This window comes from Kitasatospora sp. NEAU-CNBT7 (genome assembly GCF_057220535.1).
Map to the genome: position 1 here is coordinate 285,367 of NZ_JBXQQB010000001.1, position 15,343 is coordinate 300,709.

Here is a 15,343-nt window from a genome sequence, read left to right on the forward strand (position 1 = left end):
GGGCCGGGCCCCGGGGGGCGGCGGGCCGCCGCTCAGCCGGTCACGGTCCAGCTCACCGAACGCGTCATGAACTCGTCCCGGAAGGCCTCGTCGCGCACCCAGTCGGTGGTGTCGGTGACGGTGGCCTTCACCGTGGCCTTCTGGCCGGGGGCCAGCGGCAGCATCGCGGTGTCCAGCCAGGTCCGGTCGGGGGCCTGCGGCTCCACCGCCGCCCCGTCCACCGTCCAGTCCACCTTCAGCTGCCGCGCCCCGACCAGCTGCAGCGGGTGCACGGTCAGCCTGGTCGGACCGCTCACCGCGCCGGGCGCCGGGCTGGGCGCGTCCACCGGGCGGACCCGCCGGTAGATCTGCTCCAGGATCGCCTCCCGGGAGGGCAGGTTGTAGGTGCCGCCGAGGGTGCGCATCACCGAGTCCTCGGTGGGCCGGTAGAGCCCGTTGGCGCTGCGGTACGCGCCGACCGTGCCGCCGCCGTCCGGCGACTGCGCGTCCAGCCAGCGCCACCACTTCACCTTGGTGCGCCGCATCTCCTCGGCGTCGACGGTGGAGAGGTTGGGGTAGCCGCCGTCGTCGGGGGCGCTGTCGTACTCGTCGCCGAGCTCGCCCACGGTGTGCCCTATCTCGTGCTGGATGATCCGGCCCGCGTCCGGGCTGCCGCCGGCCAGGGTGGTCACCCCGGTGCCGCCCGCGCCGCCGTACTCGCTGGAGTTGGCGAGGGCGATCAGGTACTGCGGCCCGTCCCCCTCGCCCGCGTACCGGGCGGTGGCGGACTCGTCGGCGCACAGCAGCCGGGCGGTGCCCTCGCACCAGAAGTGCATCCCGAGCGGGGTGCTCACGCTCCGGCTGCCGCTCTCGCCCTCGGCGATGCCGGAGGACGGGGACACCACGTCGACCCGCCTTATGTTGAAGAAGTCCTGGTAGCTGCGGAACGGCTCGATCTCCATCAGCGCGCGCCAGGCCCGGTCCGCCTGGTCCCGGAACATCACCTGCTGGTCCTCGGTGTACCCGTCGCCGAGCAGGACCAGGGTGATCCGGTTGGCCGGGTCCCCGGAGCGCCTTATGTCGACGGTCGGTGCGGTCCCGGGCGCCCGCAGGTCCGCCTGCTGGGGGCTGCGCGGCGGCGCCGCGTGGTCGGTGAGCGGACCGGCCGGGGGTCCTATCACCGTGGACGGCGAGGGTGCGGCCAGCTCCAGCGCGGCGGGCAGCGCGGCGGCCGAGATCAGCACCAGCGCTGCGGTACTCCGGACGAAGCGGCCATGAGTGCCAGACGGCATACGGGTCGTCCTCGGTGCTCCGGTCACCCGGCGGGGCGCTCGGGTGGGGTGGTCGGGAAGACGTACCCCGCGCGTGTCGCGCCCGGTCGGCGGCGGACGGAAGTTCGCCCCATGGGAGCAAGGCCTCACCGGTTCGGCGCACCCCGGCGCGACAACGGCCGGCCGGACGGCGTCCGCGGCGCCCTCCGGCCCGGGGCTCAGCGGCTGCGCAGCGCCTGCAGCGGGTCGGTACGGGCGGCCCGGACCGCCGGGTACAGCCCGGCCAGCAGCCCGACCAGGCTGCCGATCAGCGGGGCCGGCAGGGTGGTCAGCGGCTGCAGGACGGCGGTCCACTGCCGTACGGCGGCGACGCCGACGACCACCAGCACGCCGAGGCCGGTGCCGATCAGTCCGCCGAGCGTGCCCAGGGCGGTGGACTCGGTGAGGAACTGCGCGGCGATGTGGTGGGTGCGGGCGCCCAGCGAGCGGCGCAGGCCGATCTCCTCGGTCCGTTCAAGCACCGCGACCAGGGTGGTGTTGGCGATCCCGACCGCCCCCACCACCAGGCAGATCGCCGCCAGGGCCAGGAACAGGCCGGTCAGGTCGGAGGTGACGTGGTCCCGGAGGCTGTGCGGGTCCGGCGGCGGGGTGACGGTGAGCCGTTCGGCCGCGTCCGGGCGCAGCGCCACCGCCAGTTGGGCGGCGACCACCGGGGCGGCGCCGGTCCGGGTGGCGGCCAGCAGGTGGGCGGCCTGCTCGTCGCCGAGGCCGGGATTGCCGAAGCGGTCCAGCGCGGTGGTGCTGGGGATGATCAGGCCGAGCAGGGTGTCCGGCAGCCGTTGGACGTCCCGGTAGACGCCGACCACGGTGTAGGGCAGGCCGTCGATGAAGACCGCCGGCTGGGCGTCCAGCCGGGTCACCCCGAGCCGGCCGGCGGCCGCCTCGCTGAGCAGCACCACCGGCAGCCTGGCCTGCTCGACGTAGCGGTCCAGGGTCACCCCGGCGGCCAGCGCCGGCCCGATCGCGGCGACCGCGCCGGGGGTGGCGGCGAACACCGACAGGCCCTGTCCGGCCGTGCCGTCGGCGGTCGGCGAGGACGAGATCCGCAGGCCGTCCGCGGGCACCCGCCACCAGACGCCCGCCGCGCTGACCCCGTCGATCGCGCCGGCCCGGGCGTCGGCGTCGGCGGGGAAGCTGGTCGGCGGCCTGGCGCCGGGGGCGAGGCCGTCCTGCGCCGGGTGGTCGGTGACCGTGACGGTGGTCGCCTTGGTGAGGTCGAACTGGCGGCCGATCTGTCCGGCGGCGGTGGCGGTCAGCCCGAGCACGGCCACGAACGCGCCGATGCCGAGGACGGTGCCGAGCATGGTCAGCACCGACCGCCCGGGCCGCTGGAGCACCCCGGCCAGGGCCTCGGCGACCAGGTCGACGGGGCCCAGCCGGGCCGGTGCCACGGGCAGCGCCGACCGGGCACCGGCGGACCGGGGAATGGCGGACCGGGGATCGGCGGACCGGGCCATCTCAGGCCGCCACCGGCTCGCTCAGCCGACCGTCCGCGATCCGCACCGCCCGGGGCGCCCGGGCGGCCACCGCCGGGTCATGGGTGATCACCACCAGGGTGTAGCCCTCCTGGTGCAGCCGGTCGAAACGCTCCAGCACGGCCGCGGCGTTGGCCGAGTCCAGGTTGCCGGTCGGCTCGTCGCAGAGCAGCAGGCTGGGCCGGTTGACCAGCGCCCGGGCGATGGCGACCCGCTGGCGTTCGCCGCCGGAGAGCGTAGTCGGCAGCGCATCCGTCCGGTGGCCGAGTCCGACCTGCTCCAGCGCCGCCCGGGCGGCCCGCCGGCGCAGCGCCCGCGGGGTGCGGTTGTAGACCTGGGCCAGCAGCACGTTCTCCTCGGCGGTGCGGTGCGGGAGCAGGTGGAAGGACTGGAAGACGAAGCCGATCCGGCGGCCGCGCAGGGCCGAGCGGTCCCGGTCGCGCAGGCCGGCGGTGTCGATGCCGTCCAGCTCGTAGCGGCCGGTGGTCGGGGTGTCCAGCAGCCCGAGCAGGTGCAGCAGCGTCGACTTGCCGGAGCCGGACGGTCCGGTGACCGCCACGTACTCGCCCTGACGGATCGTCAGATCGCAGGGGTGCAGGGCGGTGACCGGTGGCGGACCGGGGTGGCTGCGGCCCACCCCGGCCAGCCGGATGACCGGCGGAGCAGCCTGCGGATCCGCCTGCCCGGCCACCCCGGGGTCCAGGTCAGGGGCCGCCGCGAGGACCGCTTCCGGAGCCGTACGCGGTGTGCTCACCGGCCGACCGCCACCTGGTCGCCCTCGGCCAACTCCGCGTCGCCGACGGCGTTCACGCCGACGTACCCGTTGGCGCTGACCCCGGTGGCCACCGGGACGGTGATCCGGTGGCCGGCGGCGGCCACCCTGGTGACGGCGGTCCGCCCGGACGCGTCGGTGAACACCGCCGCCACCGGCACGCTCAGCACCGGCTCGGGCCGGGCGCCCCGCAGCACGGTGATCCGGACGTTCTGGCCGCTGAACGCCGGGGGTAGCGGTTCGGCCGGGGCGATCTGCAGCGGCACGAACGCGAGGGCCTGCGGGCCGCCCTGGGCCGGGGCCCCCGGGTTGGCGCCGGCCGGTCCGGCGGCGGGCCCGGCGGCCGGTCCGCCGATCGCGATCACCCGGCCGGCCGGTGGTGCGGTGGTCGGGGAGCCCAGCTCCGCGACGGTCCCCCGGACGGTCCGGCCGGTCGCCTCCGAGAGGATCTCGACCTCCATCCCCGGGGTGATCCCGGCCGCCTGCGCCGGACCGAGCTGGCCGGTCACCGCCAGCTGCCCGCTGGTGAGCGAGAGCAGCGGGCCGGACACCGGCGATCCGACCGGGGCGTTCACCGCGGTGACCACGGCGGGGAGTTCGGGCAGGAAGACCACCTCGCCGGCCGGCACCATCGGGCCGTTCACCGCCTGGGCCTGCGCCAGCGTCTCGCGGTCCTCGGCCAGTTTCCGCCGGGCGGCGGCGAGTTGCTGCTCCGGGCCGGCGGCGGGCGGGGCCGCCGCGCCGGACGCCCCGGTGCTGCCGGTGCCCGCGGGGGCGGCGGCGCCGGCGGCCTGCTGCGCCTTCAGCGCGTCGATCGCCTGCTGGTCGGCCTCGACCGCCTTGCGGGCGGCGTCGACGGCCTGCTGGGTGGCGGCGCCGGTGATCGGCGCGCGGTATCCGAGGTGCCGGTAGTGGCCGGTGACGGCCTCGGCGGTCCCGGGGCCGTACGTGCCGCTCGGGTCGCCGCCGCGGTCGTACCCGAGCTGTGCCAGCGCGGCCTGCAGCTCGGCCACGTCGGGGCCGGTGCTGCCGGGCTTGATGTCCCGGTAGGCCGGCACCGGGCCGCGCAGGACGAACAGCGGCTGCCCGGACACCTCCGCGAGCAGCTGCCCGTTGGCGACCTGGTCACCGGACCTGACGGCGAGCCGGGAGACGTAGAGCTGGGTGACGTCGGCGGAGGCCGCCACCGGTGTCACGTTGTACTGGGTCGGCGGGTAGACCTGGCCGCGGGTGACCGTGGACTGGGCGAGGACCTGCCGGGTGACCGGGGCGGTGAGCAGGGTGAGGGGCGGCGGTGCGGTGTCGGCGGCGCGTTCCGCGGGCGATTTGACCAGCGAGGACGCGGCCAGGCCGCCACCGGCCAGCACCGCCGAGACCACGGTCACCGCCAGCAGGGTCCGTCGGCGCCGGGCCATCCGGGAGGCGCCTGCGGGCGGGGCGTCGACGCTGTCCCGGACCTCGTCCGGCTCGCTCGGCTCGCTCAATTCCAGATCCCCGGTTGCTCGGACGCGCCCCGACAGTGCCGGTCACGGAAGTGTCTTCCGGATACCGTTCGTGCTGCCAATTCGGTATGCGGGTCCGGCAGTTACGCGTCGTTCGCGGCCCCCGCATTTCGAACGGGCAAAGCCTACCCGCCGGTTGGGCGGAATTCGGGTCGTTCGGCGAAGCCGCCGGGCGGCCCGGCCGGGCGCCGGGGGTCAGGCCCGGCAGCGGGGGTCAGGCCCGGCAGCGGGCGTGGAGCAGCAGATGGGTGCCCAGTCCGAGCAGCAGGCCCCAGAAGGCCGCGCCGATACCGAACAGGCTCATTCCCGAGGCGGTGGCGAGGAAGGTCACCACAGCCGCGTCGCGGCCCTTCTCGTCCCCGACGGCCGCCGCCAGGCTGCCCTGGAAGGAGGCGAGCAGGGCGACCCCCGCGATCACCGCGATCAGCGCGTGCGGCAGGCCGGTGAACAGGCTGACCAGGACCCCGCCGAAGCTGCCCACCACCAGGTAGAGGACGCCGGCCGACATCCCCGCGATGTAGCGGCGGCGCGGGTCGGGGTGGCTCTCCGGGCTGGTGCAGATGGCCGCGGTGATCGCCGCCAGGTTGACCCCGGGGGAGCCGAACGGCGCCAGCAGCACGGACAGTCCGCCGGTCGCGCCGATCAGCAGCCGGTCGTCCGGCCGGTACCCCGAGGCCCGCATGATGCCGAGGCCGGGGGCGTTCTGGGAGGCGAGCGCCACGATGGTGAGCGGCAGGGCCAGGCCGACCGCGGCCGACCAGGAGAAGCCCGGGACGGTGAGGACCGGCACCGTGGGTCCGCCCGCGCCGAGGTTCAGCGGGAGTCCCACGGTGGCCGCGGCCAGGGCCGCCCCGGCCAGCAGGGCGATCGGTACCGCGTACCGCGGCACCAGCCGCTTGGCCAGCAGGAAGGCGGCGAAGCAGCCCAGCACCAGGACCGGGGCGCCCCGGAGTTCGGTGAAGATCCCCGCCCCGAAGGTGAACAGGATGCCCGCCAGCATCGCGTTGACGATCCCGGCCGGGATCGCCCGGATCAGCCGGCCGAACAGCCCGGTCACCCCGAACAGCGCCACCACGGCGCTGCTCAGCAGGAAGGCGCCGACCGCCTCGCGGTACGGGTACGCGCCGAGGCTGCCGACCAGCAGGGCCGCGCCCGGGGTGGACCAGGCGGTGATCACCGGCGTCCTGGTCCACCAGGAGAGCAGCAGGCAGGTCAGCCCGCTGCCGATCGACACCGCCCAGATCCAGGACGCGGTGCGGGCCTGGTCCAGGTGGCCCGCGGCGGCGGCCGCGAGCACCACCACCAGCGGTCCGGAGAAGGACACCGCGATGCACACCAGGCCCGCGAGCAGCGCCGGGAGCGAGACGTCCCGGCGCAGCGAGGGCCGGGGGCAGGGGGGTGCCGCGGGCTCGGCGGGTTCGACGGCGGGGCGCTGGACTATCGACGGGTCGGCCACCCGAGCAGTATCCCCGGCGGCCGCCCGGGGTTGCCGGAAAATAGTTCGCGACCACCTGCAACCGCCGCCGGGCACGGACGTCTATGAGGGGGAAGGGCACGCAGAGAACGGAACCGGCGGCAACTGGCTGGGGGACCGACGCGTCGAAGGCCTTCACCTCACCCGTTCCGCACACCCGAGCAAGGATTCCGCCGCCATGCGTGCGCCCGTTATCTCCCGTTCTGCCCGTATCGTCGCCACCGCCGCCGTGCTCGTCCTCGGGGCCGGTCTCCCGCTGACCGCCGGAGCCGGCAGTGCCTGGGCCGTCTGCGGGGCCGACGCGAAGCCGGGGTCCGGCGTACCGCGCCCCGCCGAGCACCGCGGCGAGCTGACCGTCACCGCGCTCGCGGCCCCGGCCGCCGTCACGGCCGGCGGCAGCGCCGTCGAGTTCCCGATCCGGATCACCAACGGCACCGACGCGCCGTACGAGCGGGTCGAGCCCTCGATCAGCTTCTTCAACCCGGCCACCGGCCCGGCCTTCGGCGTCCGGGACTTCACCGCGGGCTGGCGGACCGGGGCCGGCTGGCACCGCCTCGCCCTGCAGAACGGCTGCACCCTGGGAGTGGTCAACGAGGACGGCGAGCTGCCGCTGCTGAAGCTCGCACCGGGCGAGTCGACGGACCTCACCTTCCGGGTGGCCGTCCCGGCGGCGGCTCCGCGGAACCTGACCGGGGTCACGGTCACCCTGGTCGCGACGGCCGAGGACCTCAAGACCGGCACCGCCGCCGGGCACCTGGCCGTCGTCCACCCGAAGCCGGCTCCCGGCCCGTCCACCCCGGCGCCCCGGCCGTCCGCCCCGGCCCCGGCGCCCGCTGCCACCGGAGGCGCCCCGGCCCCGGCTGCCGCGGTCACCGCGCCCCGGCCGTCCGCCCCGGCCGCGCCCGGCCCGACCGGGACGCTGGCCGAGACCGGGCCGAGCGCCCCGCTCGGCTTCCTGTTCGCCTCCGCCGCCGGCTGCCTCGCACTCGGCCTCGGCGTGCTCTACACCGTCCGCCGGGCCGCGCGGCGGTAGCCGGACGGCGAAGGGCCCCGCTCCCCTGCCCGGGGTAACGGGGCCCTTCGCCGTGCTCCAGGGCGGTCAGCCCCAGGTGATCAGGCGCTTCGGCTGCTCCAGGATGGCCGCGACGTCCGCGAGCACCTTGGAACCGAGCTCGCCGTCGACCAGCCGGTGGTCGAAGGAGAGCGCCAGCGTGGTGACCTGGCGCGGCACCACCTTGCCCTTGTGCACCCACGGCAGGTCCCGCACCGCGCCGAAGGCCAGGATGGCCGCCTCGCCGGGGTTGAGGATCGGGGTGCCGGTGTCGACGCCGAAGACGCCGACGTTGGTGATGGTGACCGAGCCGCCCTGCATGTCCGCCGGGGAGGTCTTGCCCTGCCGCGCCGTGTCGATCAGGTCACCGAGCGAGACGGCGAGCTGCGGCAGCGTCTGGGAGCCGGCGTCCTTGATGTTCGGCACGATCAGACCGCGCGGGGTGGCCGCGGCGATACCGAGGTTGACCTGGCCCTTGAGGACGATCTCCTGGGCCGCCTCGTCCCAGCTGGCGTTGACCTCCGGGTGGCGGCGGATCGCCGTCAGCAGCGCCTTGGCGACCAGCAGCAGCGGGCTGACCCGCACCCCCTGGCCCAGCTCGCCGCTCTCCTTGAGCCTGCGCACCAGCTTCATCGTGCGGGTCACGTCGACCTGGACGAACTCGGTCACGTGCGGCGCGGTGAACGCCGAGGAGACCATCGCCGCGGCAGTCGCCTTGCGGACGCCCTTGACCGGGATCCGCACGTCGCCCGCGAACGGGCCCGGAGCCGAACCCGCGACCGGACCGGCACCCGCGTCGGCGGCCGCCGCCGGCCGGGGCGCGGCGGCCGGAGCCGGCGCCTCGGCCACCGGGATCCCGACCTGCGGGGCCGCCGGGACGACGGCGGAGTGCACGTCCTCGCGGGTGATCACCCCGCCGGGGCCGGTCGCCACCACGGTCCGCAGGTCGATGCCGAGGTCCTTGGCGAGCTTGCGCACCGGGGGCTTGGCCAGCGGGCGGTCCCCTTCGACGGCCGGCGCCTGAGCCGGGACCACCGGCACGGGCACCGGAACCGCGATCGGGGCCACCGGAGCGGCGGCCACCGGGGCAGCAGCCACCGGGGCGGCGGCGGGCGCGGCCGTCGTACGGCGGGCCCGGCGCTGGGTGCCGCCGGTCCGCGGCCCGTACCCGACCAGCACCTCGCGGCGCTCCGGGACCGCCTCGGCCTCGGCCGGGGCGGCGACCGCGACGGCGACGACCGGGGCGGCGGCGGCCGGCTCGGCCGGGGCCGCACCCGCGACCGCCACCGAGATGATCGCGGTGCCGACGTCGACCGTGCTGCCCTCGGGGAAGAACAGCTGGTCGACGGTGCCGGTGAACGGGATCGGCAGCTCGACCGCCGCCTTGGCGGTCTCCACCTCGCAGACGACCTGGCCGTCCGTGACGGTGTCACCGGGCTTGACGAACCAGGTGAGGATCTCGGCCTCGGTCAGGCCCTCGCCGACGTCCGGCATCTTGAACTCGCGGAGCGAGCGAACTTCGGTGGTCACGGCTCTCGCTCCTCTCAGAACGCCAGGGCGCGGTCGACGGCGTCCAGCACCCGGTCCAGGTCCGGCAGGTAGGTCTCCTCGACCCGCGACGGCGGGTACGGGGCGTGGTAGCCGCCGACCCGCAGGACCGGGGCCTCCAGGTGGTAGAAGCAGCTCTCGGTGAGCCGGGCGGCCAGCTCGGCGCCCAGGCCCATGAAGACCGGCGCCTCGTGCACCACGATGGCGCGGCCGGTGCGCTTGACCGACTCCTCGACGGTGGCGAAGTCGATCGGCGAGATCGAGCGCAGGTCGACGATCTCCAGCCGGCGGCCGTCCTCCTCGGCGGCCGCGGCCGCCTCCTGGCAGACCTTGACCATCGGGCCGTACGCGATCAGCGTCGCGTCGGTGCCCGGCCGGACGATCCGCGCCGCGTGCAGCGGCAGCGAGGGGGCGTCCTGGACCTCGCCCTTGTCCCAGTAGCGCCGCTTGGGCTCCAGGAAGATCACCGGGTCGTCCGACTCGATGGCCTGGCGCAGCATCCAGTGCGCGTCGTCGGCGTTGGACGGGCTGACCACCCGCAGGCCCGCGGTGTGCGCGAAGTACGCCTCGTGCGACTCGCTGTGGTGCTCGACGGCGCCGATGCCGCCGCCGTACGGGATCCGGACGGTGACGGGCATCTTCACGTGCCCGAGCGCACGGGCGTGCATCTTGGCGAGCTGGGTGACGATCTGGTCGAAGGCCGGGTAGACGAAACCGTCGAACTGGATCTCCACCACCGGGCGGTAGCCGCGCAGCGCGAGGCCGATCGCGGTGCCGACGATGCCGGACTCGGCGAGCGGGGTGTCGATCACCCGGTCCTCGCCGAAGTCCTTCTGCAGGCCGTCGGTGATCCGGAAGACACCGCCGAGCTTGCCGATGTCCTCGCCCATCAGGACGGTCTTCGGGTCGTTCTCGAGCGACTTGCGCAGCGCCTCGTTGAGCGCCTTGGCGATGTTGAGCTGACCTGCCATCAGAGGTTCTCCCCACCCTCGAAGGAGGCCGCGTACGCCTCGTACTCGGCCCGTTCCTCGTCCACCAGTGTGTGCGGCTCGGCATACACATGGTCGAAGATCAGGGTCGGGTCCGGGTCGGGCATGGTTCGGACACCCTCGCGCACCCGCAGGCCGAGCTGCTCGCTCTGGGCCTCGACCTCGGCGAAGAACGCCTCGTCGGCCAGGCCCTCCTTGTCGAGGTGGGCCTTCAGCCGCAGGATCGGGTCCTTGGCCTTCCAGGCCTCGGTCTCCTCGGTGAGGCGGTAGCGGGTCGGGTCGTCGGAGGTGGTGTGGGCACCCATCCGGTAGGTGAAGGCCTCGATGAGCACCGGGCCGTTGCCGCTGCGGGCGTGGTCCAGCGCCCAGCGGGTCACCGCGAGACAGGCCAGCACGTCGTTGCCGTCGACCCGGACGCCCGGGAAGCCGAAGCCGGAGGCGCGGCGGTACAGCGGGATCCTGGTCTGGGTGGTGGTCGGCTCGGAGATCGCCCACTGGTTGTTCTGGCAGAAGAACACCACCGGCGCGTTGTAGACCGAGGCGAAGGTGAAGGCCTCGTTGACGTCGCCCTGGCTGGAGGCGCCGTCGCCGAAGTAGGCGATCACCGCGTCGTCCGCGCCGTCCTTGGTGATGCCCATCGCGTAGCCGGTCGCGTGCAGCGTCTGCGAGCCGATCACGATGGTGTAGAGGTGGAAGTTCTTCTCGTTCGGGTCCCAGCCGCCGTGGTTCACACCGCGGAACATGCCGAGCAGGTTCAGCGGGTCCACGTCCCGGCACCAGGCGACGCCGTGCTCCCGGTAGGTCGGGAAGGCGTAGTCGCCCGGGCGCATCGCGCGACCGGAGCCGACCTGGGCGGCCTCCTGGCCGAGCAGCGAGGCCCACAGACCCAGCTCGCCCTGGCGCTGCAGCGAGGTGGCCTCGGCGTCGAAGCGCCGGACCAGCACCAGGTCGCGGTAGAGGGCGCGGAGCTCCTCGGGGGTGGTCACCAGGGGGAACTCCGGGTGCTCGACCCGCTCGCCCTCGGGCGTGAGCAGCTGTACGAGCTCCGCGGGGGCTCCCGCGCCCGTGCGGAGGTTGTCAGGGACGGCGGGGGCGGCTTTCTTGCGCGCCCTCGTCGTGCTTTTGACGGTCACGTTCACTCCTCGGTCTGTCCGGCCGCCCGGGGTCGCCGGTGACCGGTCCGGTCACCGCCTCGCGCGGCGCGCTTGGGTGTGCGCGCCGGGTGCTCGGCAGGTGGTGATCCTTTTCCGACGGCGTCCCTCTGGCGAGAACGTTACCCAGCGTCGCCCCTTGGCGCCCTTGCGCTTGGACGTCCTAGTTCTTCGCTCCCGGAGAACAGCGGGTGTGGCGCAGCTCTCTTCGGCGGTGCCGTCAGGACACCAGCGCACGCTATCCGGGCAGGCCGCTCGGCGTAAGGGGGTAACGGGAATCGATTCGGTCTCCGCACCCGGTGCGTCCGCACGGTCACCGATCGGGTCGGACGGACGGCGGCTGGGCGGTATGGGAGGCTTTGAGGGTGAGCGAAAACGGACAAATCAGAGTTTTTCTCCTTGATGATCATGAGATCGTCCGCCGTGGCGTCCACGATCTGCTCTCCACCGAGGAGGACATCGAGGTGGTCGGCGAGGCCGGTACCGCCGCCGAGGCGCTGGCCAGGATCGCGGCGGTCCAGCCCGACGTGGCCGTGCTCGACGTCCGGCTGCCGGACGGCAACGGGGTCGAGGTCTGCCGCGAGGTCCGCTCGCACCACCCGCAGATCAGGTGCCTGATGTTGACGTCCTTCTCGGACGACGAGGCGCTCTTCGACTCGATCATGGCCGGCGCCTCCGGCTACGTCCTCAAGGCGATCCGCGGCACCGACCTGCTCTCCGCGGTCCGCGACGTGGCGGCCGGAAAGTCACTGCTCGACCCGGTCGCCACCAGCCGGGTGCTGGAGCGGCTGCGCGACGGGGGCGAGAAGGAGGACCGGCGGCTCGCCCAGCTGACCCGGCAGGAGCGGCGGATCCTGGACCTGATCGGCGAGGGGATGACCAACCGGCAGATCGGCAATGAACTTCACCTGGCGGAGAAGACGGTGAAGAACTACGTCTCCAGCCTGCTGGCCAAGATGGGCATGGAACGGCGCACCCAGGCCGCCGCCTACGTGGCCCGCCACCAGGCCGATCAGCACAACTGAGTCGACCCGGGCGCCCCTAATCATATTCCTGACAGTGTGTCAAGTACCTATTGCGCCAGGCATTACGCTCGGGCCGTGACCGCGCAACCGCACTCCTCGGCCCCGTCCGATCCGGCATCGGTGCTGCTCGCACCGGTGTTCCTGCCCCGCCCGTCCGCCCCGGCCGACAACGCCGTCCCGCTGCCGGGCCACCGGGCCCCGGTACCGGGCCGGCCGATAGCGCAGGCGCCGGCCCGGCCCGATCCGGCGGCCCCGCCGGTCGGCACCCTCAGCCCGCCGGTCGCCCACACCGCCCTGGCCCGGGTGCTGCGGGAGTTCCGCACCGCGCCCGCGCTGCGGGTGCGCCCGGTCGCCGAAGGCCTGCTCAACCGCGGTTACCGGGTGACCACCGAAGCCGGCACCTACTTCCTCAAGTGCTACGTCGACCAGGCCACCGCGACCCGCCCGGCGATCACCGCCCAGCACCACGCCTCGCTCGCGCTGCACCGCGCCGGGCTGCCGGTGGCCCCGCCGCTGGCCGCCCAGGACGGCCGCACGGTGGTCGCCTGCGGCGGCCGGTACTTCGCGCTCTTCCCGTGGGTCGCCGGGGTCCACCGGCACGGCACCGAGCTCGACCAGCAGCAGTGCGGCGACCTCGGTGCGCTGCTCGGCCGGCTGCACGGCGCGCTGGCGAAGGTCTGCGCCCCCGTCCGGCAGCCGCCCGGGCGGCTGTCCGCCGACCCGGCCGAGACCGCGCTGCTGGTCGCCCAGCTGCTCCGGCTCGCCCGCCGGGCCGCGCCGCACGGCCCGTTCGACGTGCTGGCCGAGCAACGGCTGCTGGAGCGGGCCGAGTTGCTGGCCGCCCGCCGCCATCTGCGGCCCTCCCCCGCCGCGGCCCCGCCCACCGGCTGGACCCACGGCGACTTCCACGGGCTCAACCTGCTGCACCGGGGCGGGCGGGTGGTCGCCGTCCTGGACTGGGACAAGCTCGGCCTGCACCCGACCGCCGAGGAGGCGGTCCGCTCGGCCACCCTGATCTTCAACGACCCGGCCACCGGCGTCCTGGACCTCTGCCGGGTCCGCCACTACGCCCGCGGCTACCGCGACAGCGGGGCGGCGGGCGCCCGCGAGATGGCCGCCGCCGTGCACCGGGTCTGGTGGGAGCGGCTGAACGACCTCTGGATGCTGCAGTGGCACTACCAGCGCGGCGACCACCGCGCCGATCCGCTGTTCCCCGGCTCGGCCGGCCAACTCGCCTGGTGGTGCCAGGAGTACGAGCAGGTGCTCGACGCCTTCACCAACTGAGCGCCGGAGAAACCGACGGCCCCCGCCCGGGAAGGGCGGGGGCCGTCGTCGTCCGGGGCTACGGCGTCGTCGCCGGGGGCGGGGTCGTCGGCGCCGAGGGCGAGCTGGACGGCTTGCCGGACGGGCTCGTCGACGGCGAGGGCGCGCCGGTCGGCGACTTGGACGCGCTGGCCGACGGCGAGGCCGACGGCGACGGCGAGGTCGAGCGGCTCGCACTCGGCGACGCCGACGGGCTGTTCACCGGGGACTCCGGCTGACGGGTGGTGGGGTTGGTCTGGGTGCGGACCGGCGACGGCGACGGCTGGCCGGAGCTCGGCTCCGCCGTGCTCGGCTGGGTGGCGACCGTCGGCTGCGGCGTCACCACCGGGTTGTCGTTGCCCTTGTGCCCGCCGCCGCTCAGCGCCAGCGCGGTGCCGACGGCCGCCGCGAGCAGCACCGCCACCACGGCGAGCACCCAGCCCCACGGGTTGCGCCGGCGCTGCGGACCCTCACCGCCGCCACCGCCGTCGTAGCCGTTCCCGCCGCCCTCCCCCGGGCCGCCCGCACCGCGGTACGGCTGCGATGGGGTCTGGTACGGCGAGGTGACCTGGTACGGCATCGCCTCGGTCTGGCCGGTGCCGGTGACCGCGCCGAACGGCTCGGTCATCGCCGTCCCGCCGCTCGGCGGACCGTCGTAGCGCGGCTGGCCGCCGCTGCTGCCGGAGGCCGCGGCGGCCAGCCCGGCGGCCGCGGCGGCACCCGCGGCACCGGCCGCGTAGCCGCTGCCCGCCGCGCCGTGCATCTGCCGCAGCGCGTGCTGCACATGGGCCCGGAACTCGTCCGCGCTCTGGAAGCGGTCGTCCGGGTTCTTCGCCAGCGAGCGCAGCACCAGGTCGTCCAGCTCCGGCGGCACCCGCCTGCTGATCCGGGACGGCGGCACCGCGATGTCCTGGACGTGCTGGTAGACCACCGCGAGGGGGGTCTCGCCGACGAACGGCGGCCGCAGCGCCAGCAGTTCGTACAGCATGCAGCCGGCCGCGTACAGGTCGGAGCGGTGGTCGACGGCCTTGCCGAGCGCCTGCTCCGGCGAGAGGTACTGCGGGGTGCCCATCACCATGCCGGTCTGGGTCATGGTGCTGGCCGCGCCGGTGAGCGCCCGGGCGATGCCGAAGTCCATCACCTTGACCGCGCCGCCGGTCGTGATGATGACGTTGGCGGGCTTGATGTCGCGGTGCACGATGCCGTGGCGGTGGCTGTAGGCGAGCGCCTCCAGCACCCCGGCGATGATGATCAGCGCCTGGTCGACCGGCGGCGCCTCCTCGTCCACCAGCAGGTCGCGGACGGTCCGGCCCTCGACCAGCTCCATCACGATGTACGGCGTGGACTCCTCGCCGTGGTGCTCCTCGCCGGTGTCGTAGACCGCGACGATCGAGTGGTGGTTGAGCGCGGCGACCGCGTGAGCCTCACGGGTGAAGCGCAGCCGCGCCACCTCGTCCTGGGCCAGCTCCCCGCGCAGCAGCTTGACCGCGACGGTCCGGCCGAGCCGGACGTCCTGGGCGGAGAAGACCTCGGCCATGCCGCCCCGGCCGAGCCGGCCGGTCAGGCGGTAGCGGCCGTCGCCGAGGGTGCCGAGCGGCAGGTTGGTGCCGCGGGACGGGGTGCCGCCGGGTGCGGACAGCATCGCGGTCTCGGCGTCCGGGGCCCCGGCGTTCGAGGCCTGGGCGCCGGCGGCCCGGGTGTCCCGGCCGTTCCCGGCGTCCGCCCCTGCGCCCGGCTCCGGCTC

The 15,343-nt window shown here is 74.8% G+C and carries 12 protein-coding genes; 3 read left to right on the top strand and 9 right to left on the bottom strand.

Going from position 1 to position 15,343, the window contains the following annotated elements; genetic code table 11:
* Positions 1-32 precede the first annotated feature (32 nt).
* The 5 genes from AC2TEW_RS01315 to AC2TEW_RS01335 form a co-directional block, all read right to left on the bottom strand.
* Complete coding sequence (locus AC2TEW_RS01315) at positions 33-1,271, bottom strand: M64 family metallopeptidase (protein WP_484621384.1); 1,239 nt, start codon at positions 1,269-1,271, stop codon at positions 33-35.
* Positions 1,272-1,468: 197 nt separating this feature from the next.
* The gene (locus tag AC2TEW_RS01320) at positions 1,469-2,701 is read right to left on the bottom strand and encodes an ABC transporter permease (RefSeq protein ID WP_484621385.1); all 1,233 of its coding nucleotides are present in this window, start codon (positions 2,699-2,701) and stop codon (positions 1,469-1,471) included.
* Between the two features lie 67 nt (positions 2,702-2,768).
* Entirely contained in the window at positions 2,769-3,488 is a 720-nt protein-coding gene (locus AC2TEW_RS01325; RefSeq protein ID WP_484621626.1) for an ABC transporter ATP-binding protein, read from the bottom strand.
* A 47-nt stretch (positions 3,489-3,535) separates the two neighbouring features.
* Positions 3,536-5,041, bottom strand: a complete 1,506-nt coding sequence (locus AC2TEW_RS01330; RefSeq protein ID WP_484621386.1) for a peptidoglycan-binding protein — start codon at positions 5,039-5,041, stop codon at positions 3,536-3,538.
* Between the two features lie 232 nt (positions 5,042-5,273).
* Positions 5,274-6,515 (bottom strand): benzoate/H(+) symporter BenE family transporter, encoded by a 1,242-nt coding sequence (locus AC2TEW_RS01335; RefSeq protein ID WP_484621387.1) that lies wholly within the window; start codon positions 6,513-6,515, stop codon positions 5,274-5,276.
* Positions 6,516-6,711: 196 nt separating this feature from the next.
* On the opposite strand from AC2TEW_RS01335, the gene AC2TEW_RS01340 reads away from it, so the two are divergent.
* Positions 6,712-7,566, top strand: coding sequence for a hypothetical protein (locus tag AC2TEW_RS01340; protein ID WP_484621388.1), 855 nt, complete (start codon positions 6,712-6,714; stop codon positions 7,564-7,566).
* 66 nt (positions 7,567-7,632) lie between these two features.
* On the opposite strand, the gene AC2TEW_RS01345 is transcribed toward AC2TEW_RS01340, so the two are convergent.
* From AC2TEW_RS01345 to pdhA, 3 genes are read right to left on the bottom strand one after another with little or no spacing between them, the layout of a single operon-like run.
* Positions 7,633-9,114, bottom strand: a complete 1,482-nt coding sequence (locus tag AC2TEW_RS01345; RefSeq protein ID WP_484621389.1) for a dihydrolipoamide acetyltransferase family protein — start codon at positions 9,112-9,114, stop codon at positions 7,633-7,635.
* Positions 9,115-9,128: 14 nt separating this feature from the next.
* Positions 9,129-10,103 carry an alpha-ketoacid dehydrogenase subunit beta gene (locus AC2TEW_RS01350; protein WP_484621390.1) on the bottom strand — a complete coding sequence of 325 codons (975 nt, stop codon included), beginning with the start codon at positions 10,101-10,103 and terminating at the stop codon, positions 9,129-9,131.
* Positions 10,103-11,254 (bottom strand): pyruvate dehydrogenase (acetyl-transferring) E1 component subunit alpha, encoded by a 1,152-nt coding sequence (pdhA, locus tag AC2TEW_RS01355; protein ID WP_484621391.1) that lies wholly within the window; start codon positions 11,252-11,254, stop codon positions 10,103-10,105. Before pdhA ends, AC2TEW_RS01350 begins: the two co-directional genes overlap by 1 nt.
* Before the next feature lie 383 nt (positions 11,255-11,637).
* Between pdhA and AC2TEW_RS01360 the strand changes: the two genes are divergently transcribed.
* Together AC2TEW_RS01360 and AC2TEW_RS01365 are read left to right on the top strand one after the other, a co-directional pair.
* On the top strand, positions 11,638-12,297 hold the full coding sequence (locus AC2TEW_RS01360; protein ID WP_484621392.1) for a response regulator: 660 nt from the start codon (positions 11,638-11,640) through the stop codon (positions 12,295-12,297).
* A gap of 75 nt (positions 12,298-12,372) precedes the next feature.
* Positions 12,373-13,581 (top strand): phosphotransferase, encoded by a 1,209-nt coding sequence (locus AC2TEW_RS01365; protein ID WP_484621393.1) that lies wholly within the window; start codon positions 12,373-12,375, stop codon positions 13,579-13,581.
* Between the two features lie 58 nt (positions 13,582-13,639).
* Here the strand turns inward: AC2TEW_RS01365 and AC2TEW_RS01370 are convergent, their stop codons facing one another.
* On the bottom strand, positions 13,640-15,241 hold the full coding sequence (locus AC2TEW_RS01370; protein WP_484621627.1) for a protein kinase domain-containing protein: 1,602 nt from the start codon (positions 15,239-15,241) through the stop codon (positions 13,640-13,642).
* Positions 15,242-15,343 lie beyond the last annotated feature (102 nt).

Excerpts from the sequence above, each read along its gene's own strand:
- AC2TEW_RS01340 (WP_484621388.1), top strand. The coding sequence starts at position 6,712 with ATGCGTGCGCCCGTTATCTCCCGTTCTGCCCGTATCGTCGCCACCGCC.
- AC2TEW_RS01370 (WP_484621627.1), bottom strand. The coding sequence starts at position 15,241 with ATGCTGTCCGCACCCGGCGGCACCCCGTCCCGCGGCACCAACCTGCCG.
- AC2TEW_RS01350 (WP_484621390.1), bottom strand. The coding sequence starts at position 10,103 with ATGGCAGGTCAGCTCAACATCGCCAAGGCGCTCAACGAGGCGCTGCGC.
- AC2TEW_RS01315 (WP_484621384.1), bottom strand. The coding sequence starts at position 1,271 with ATGCCGTCTGGCACTCATGGCCGCTTCGTCCGGAGTACCGCAGCGCTG.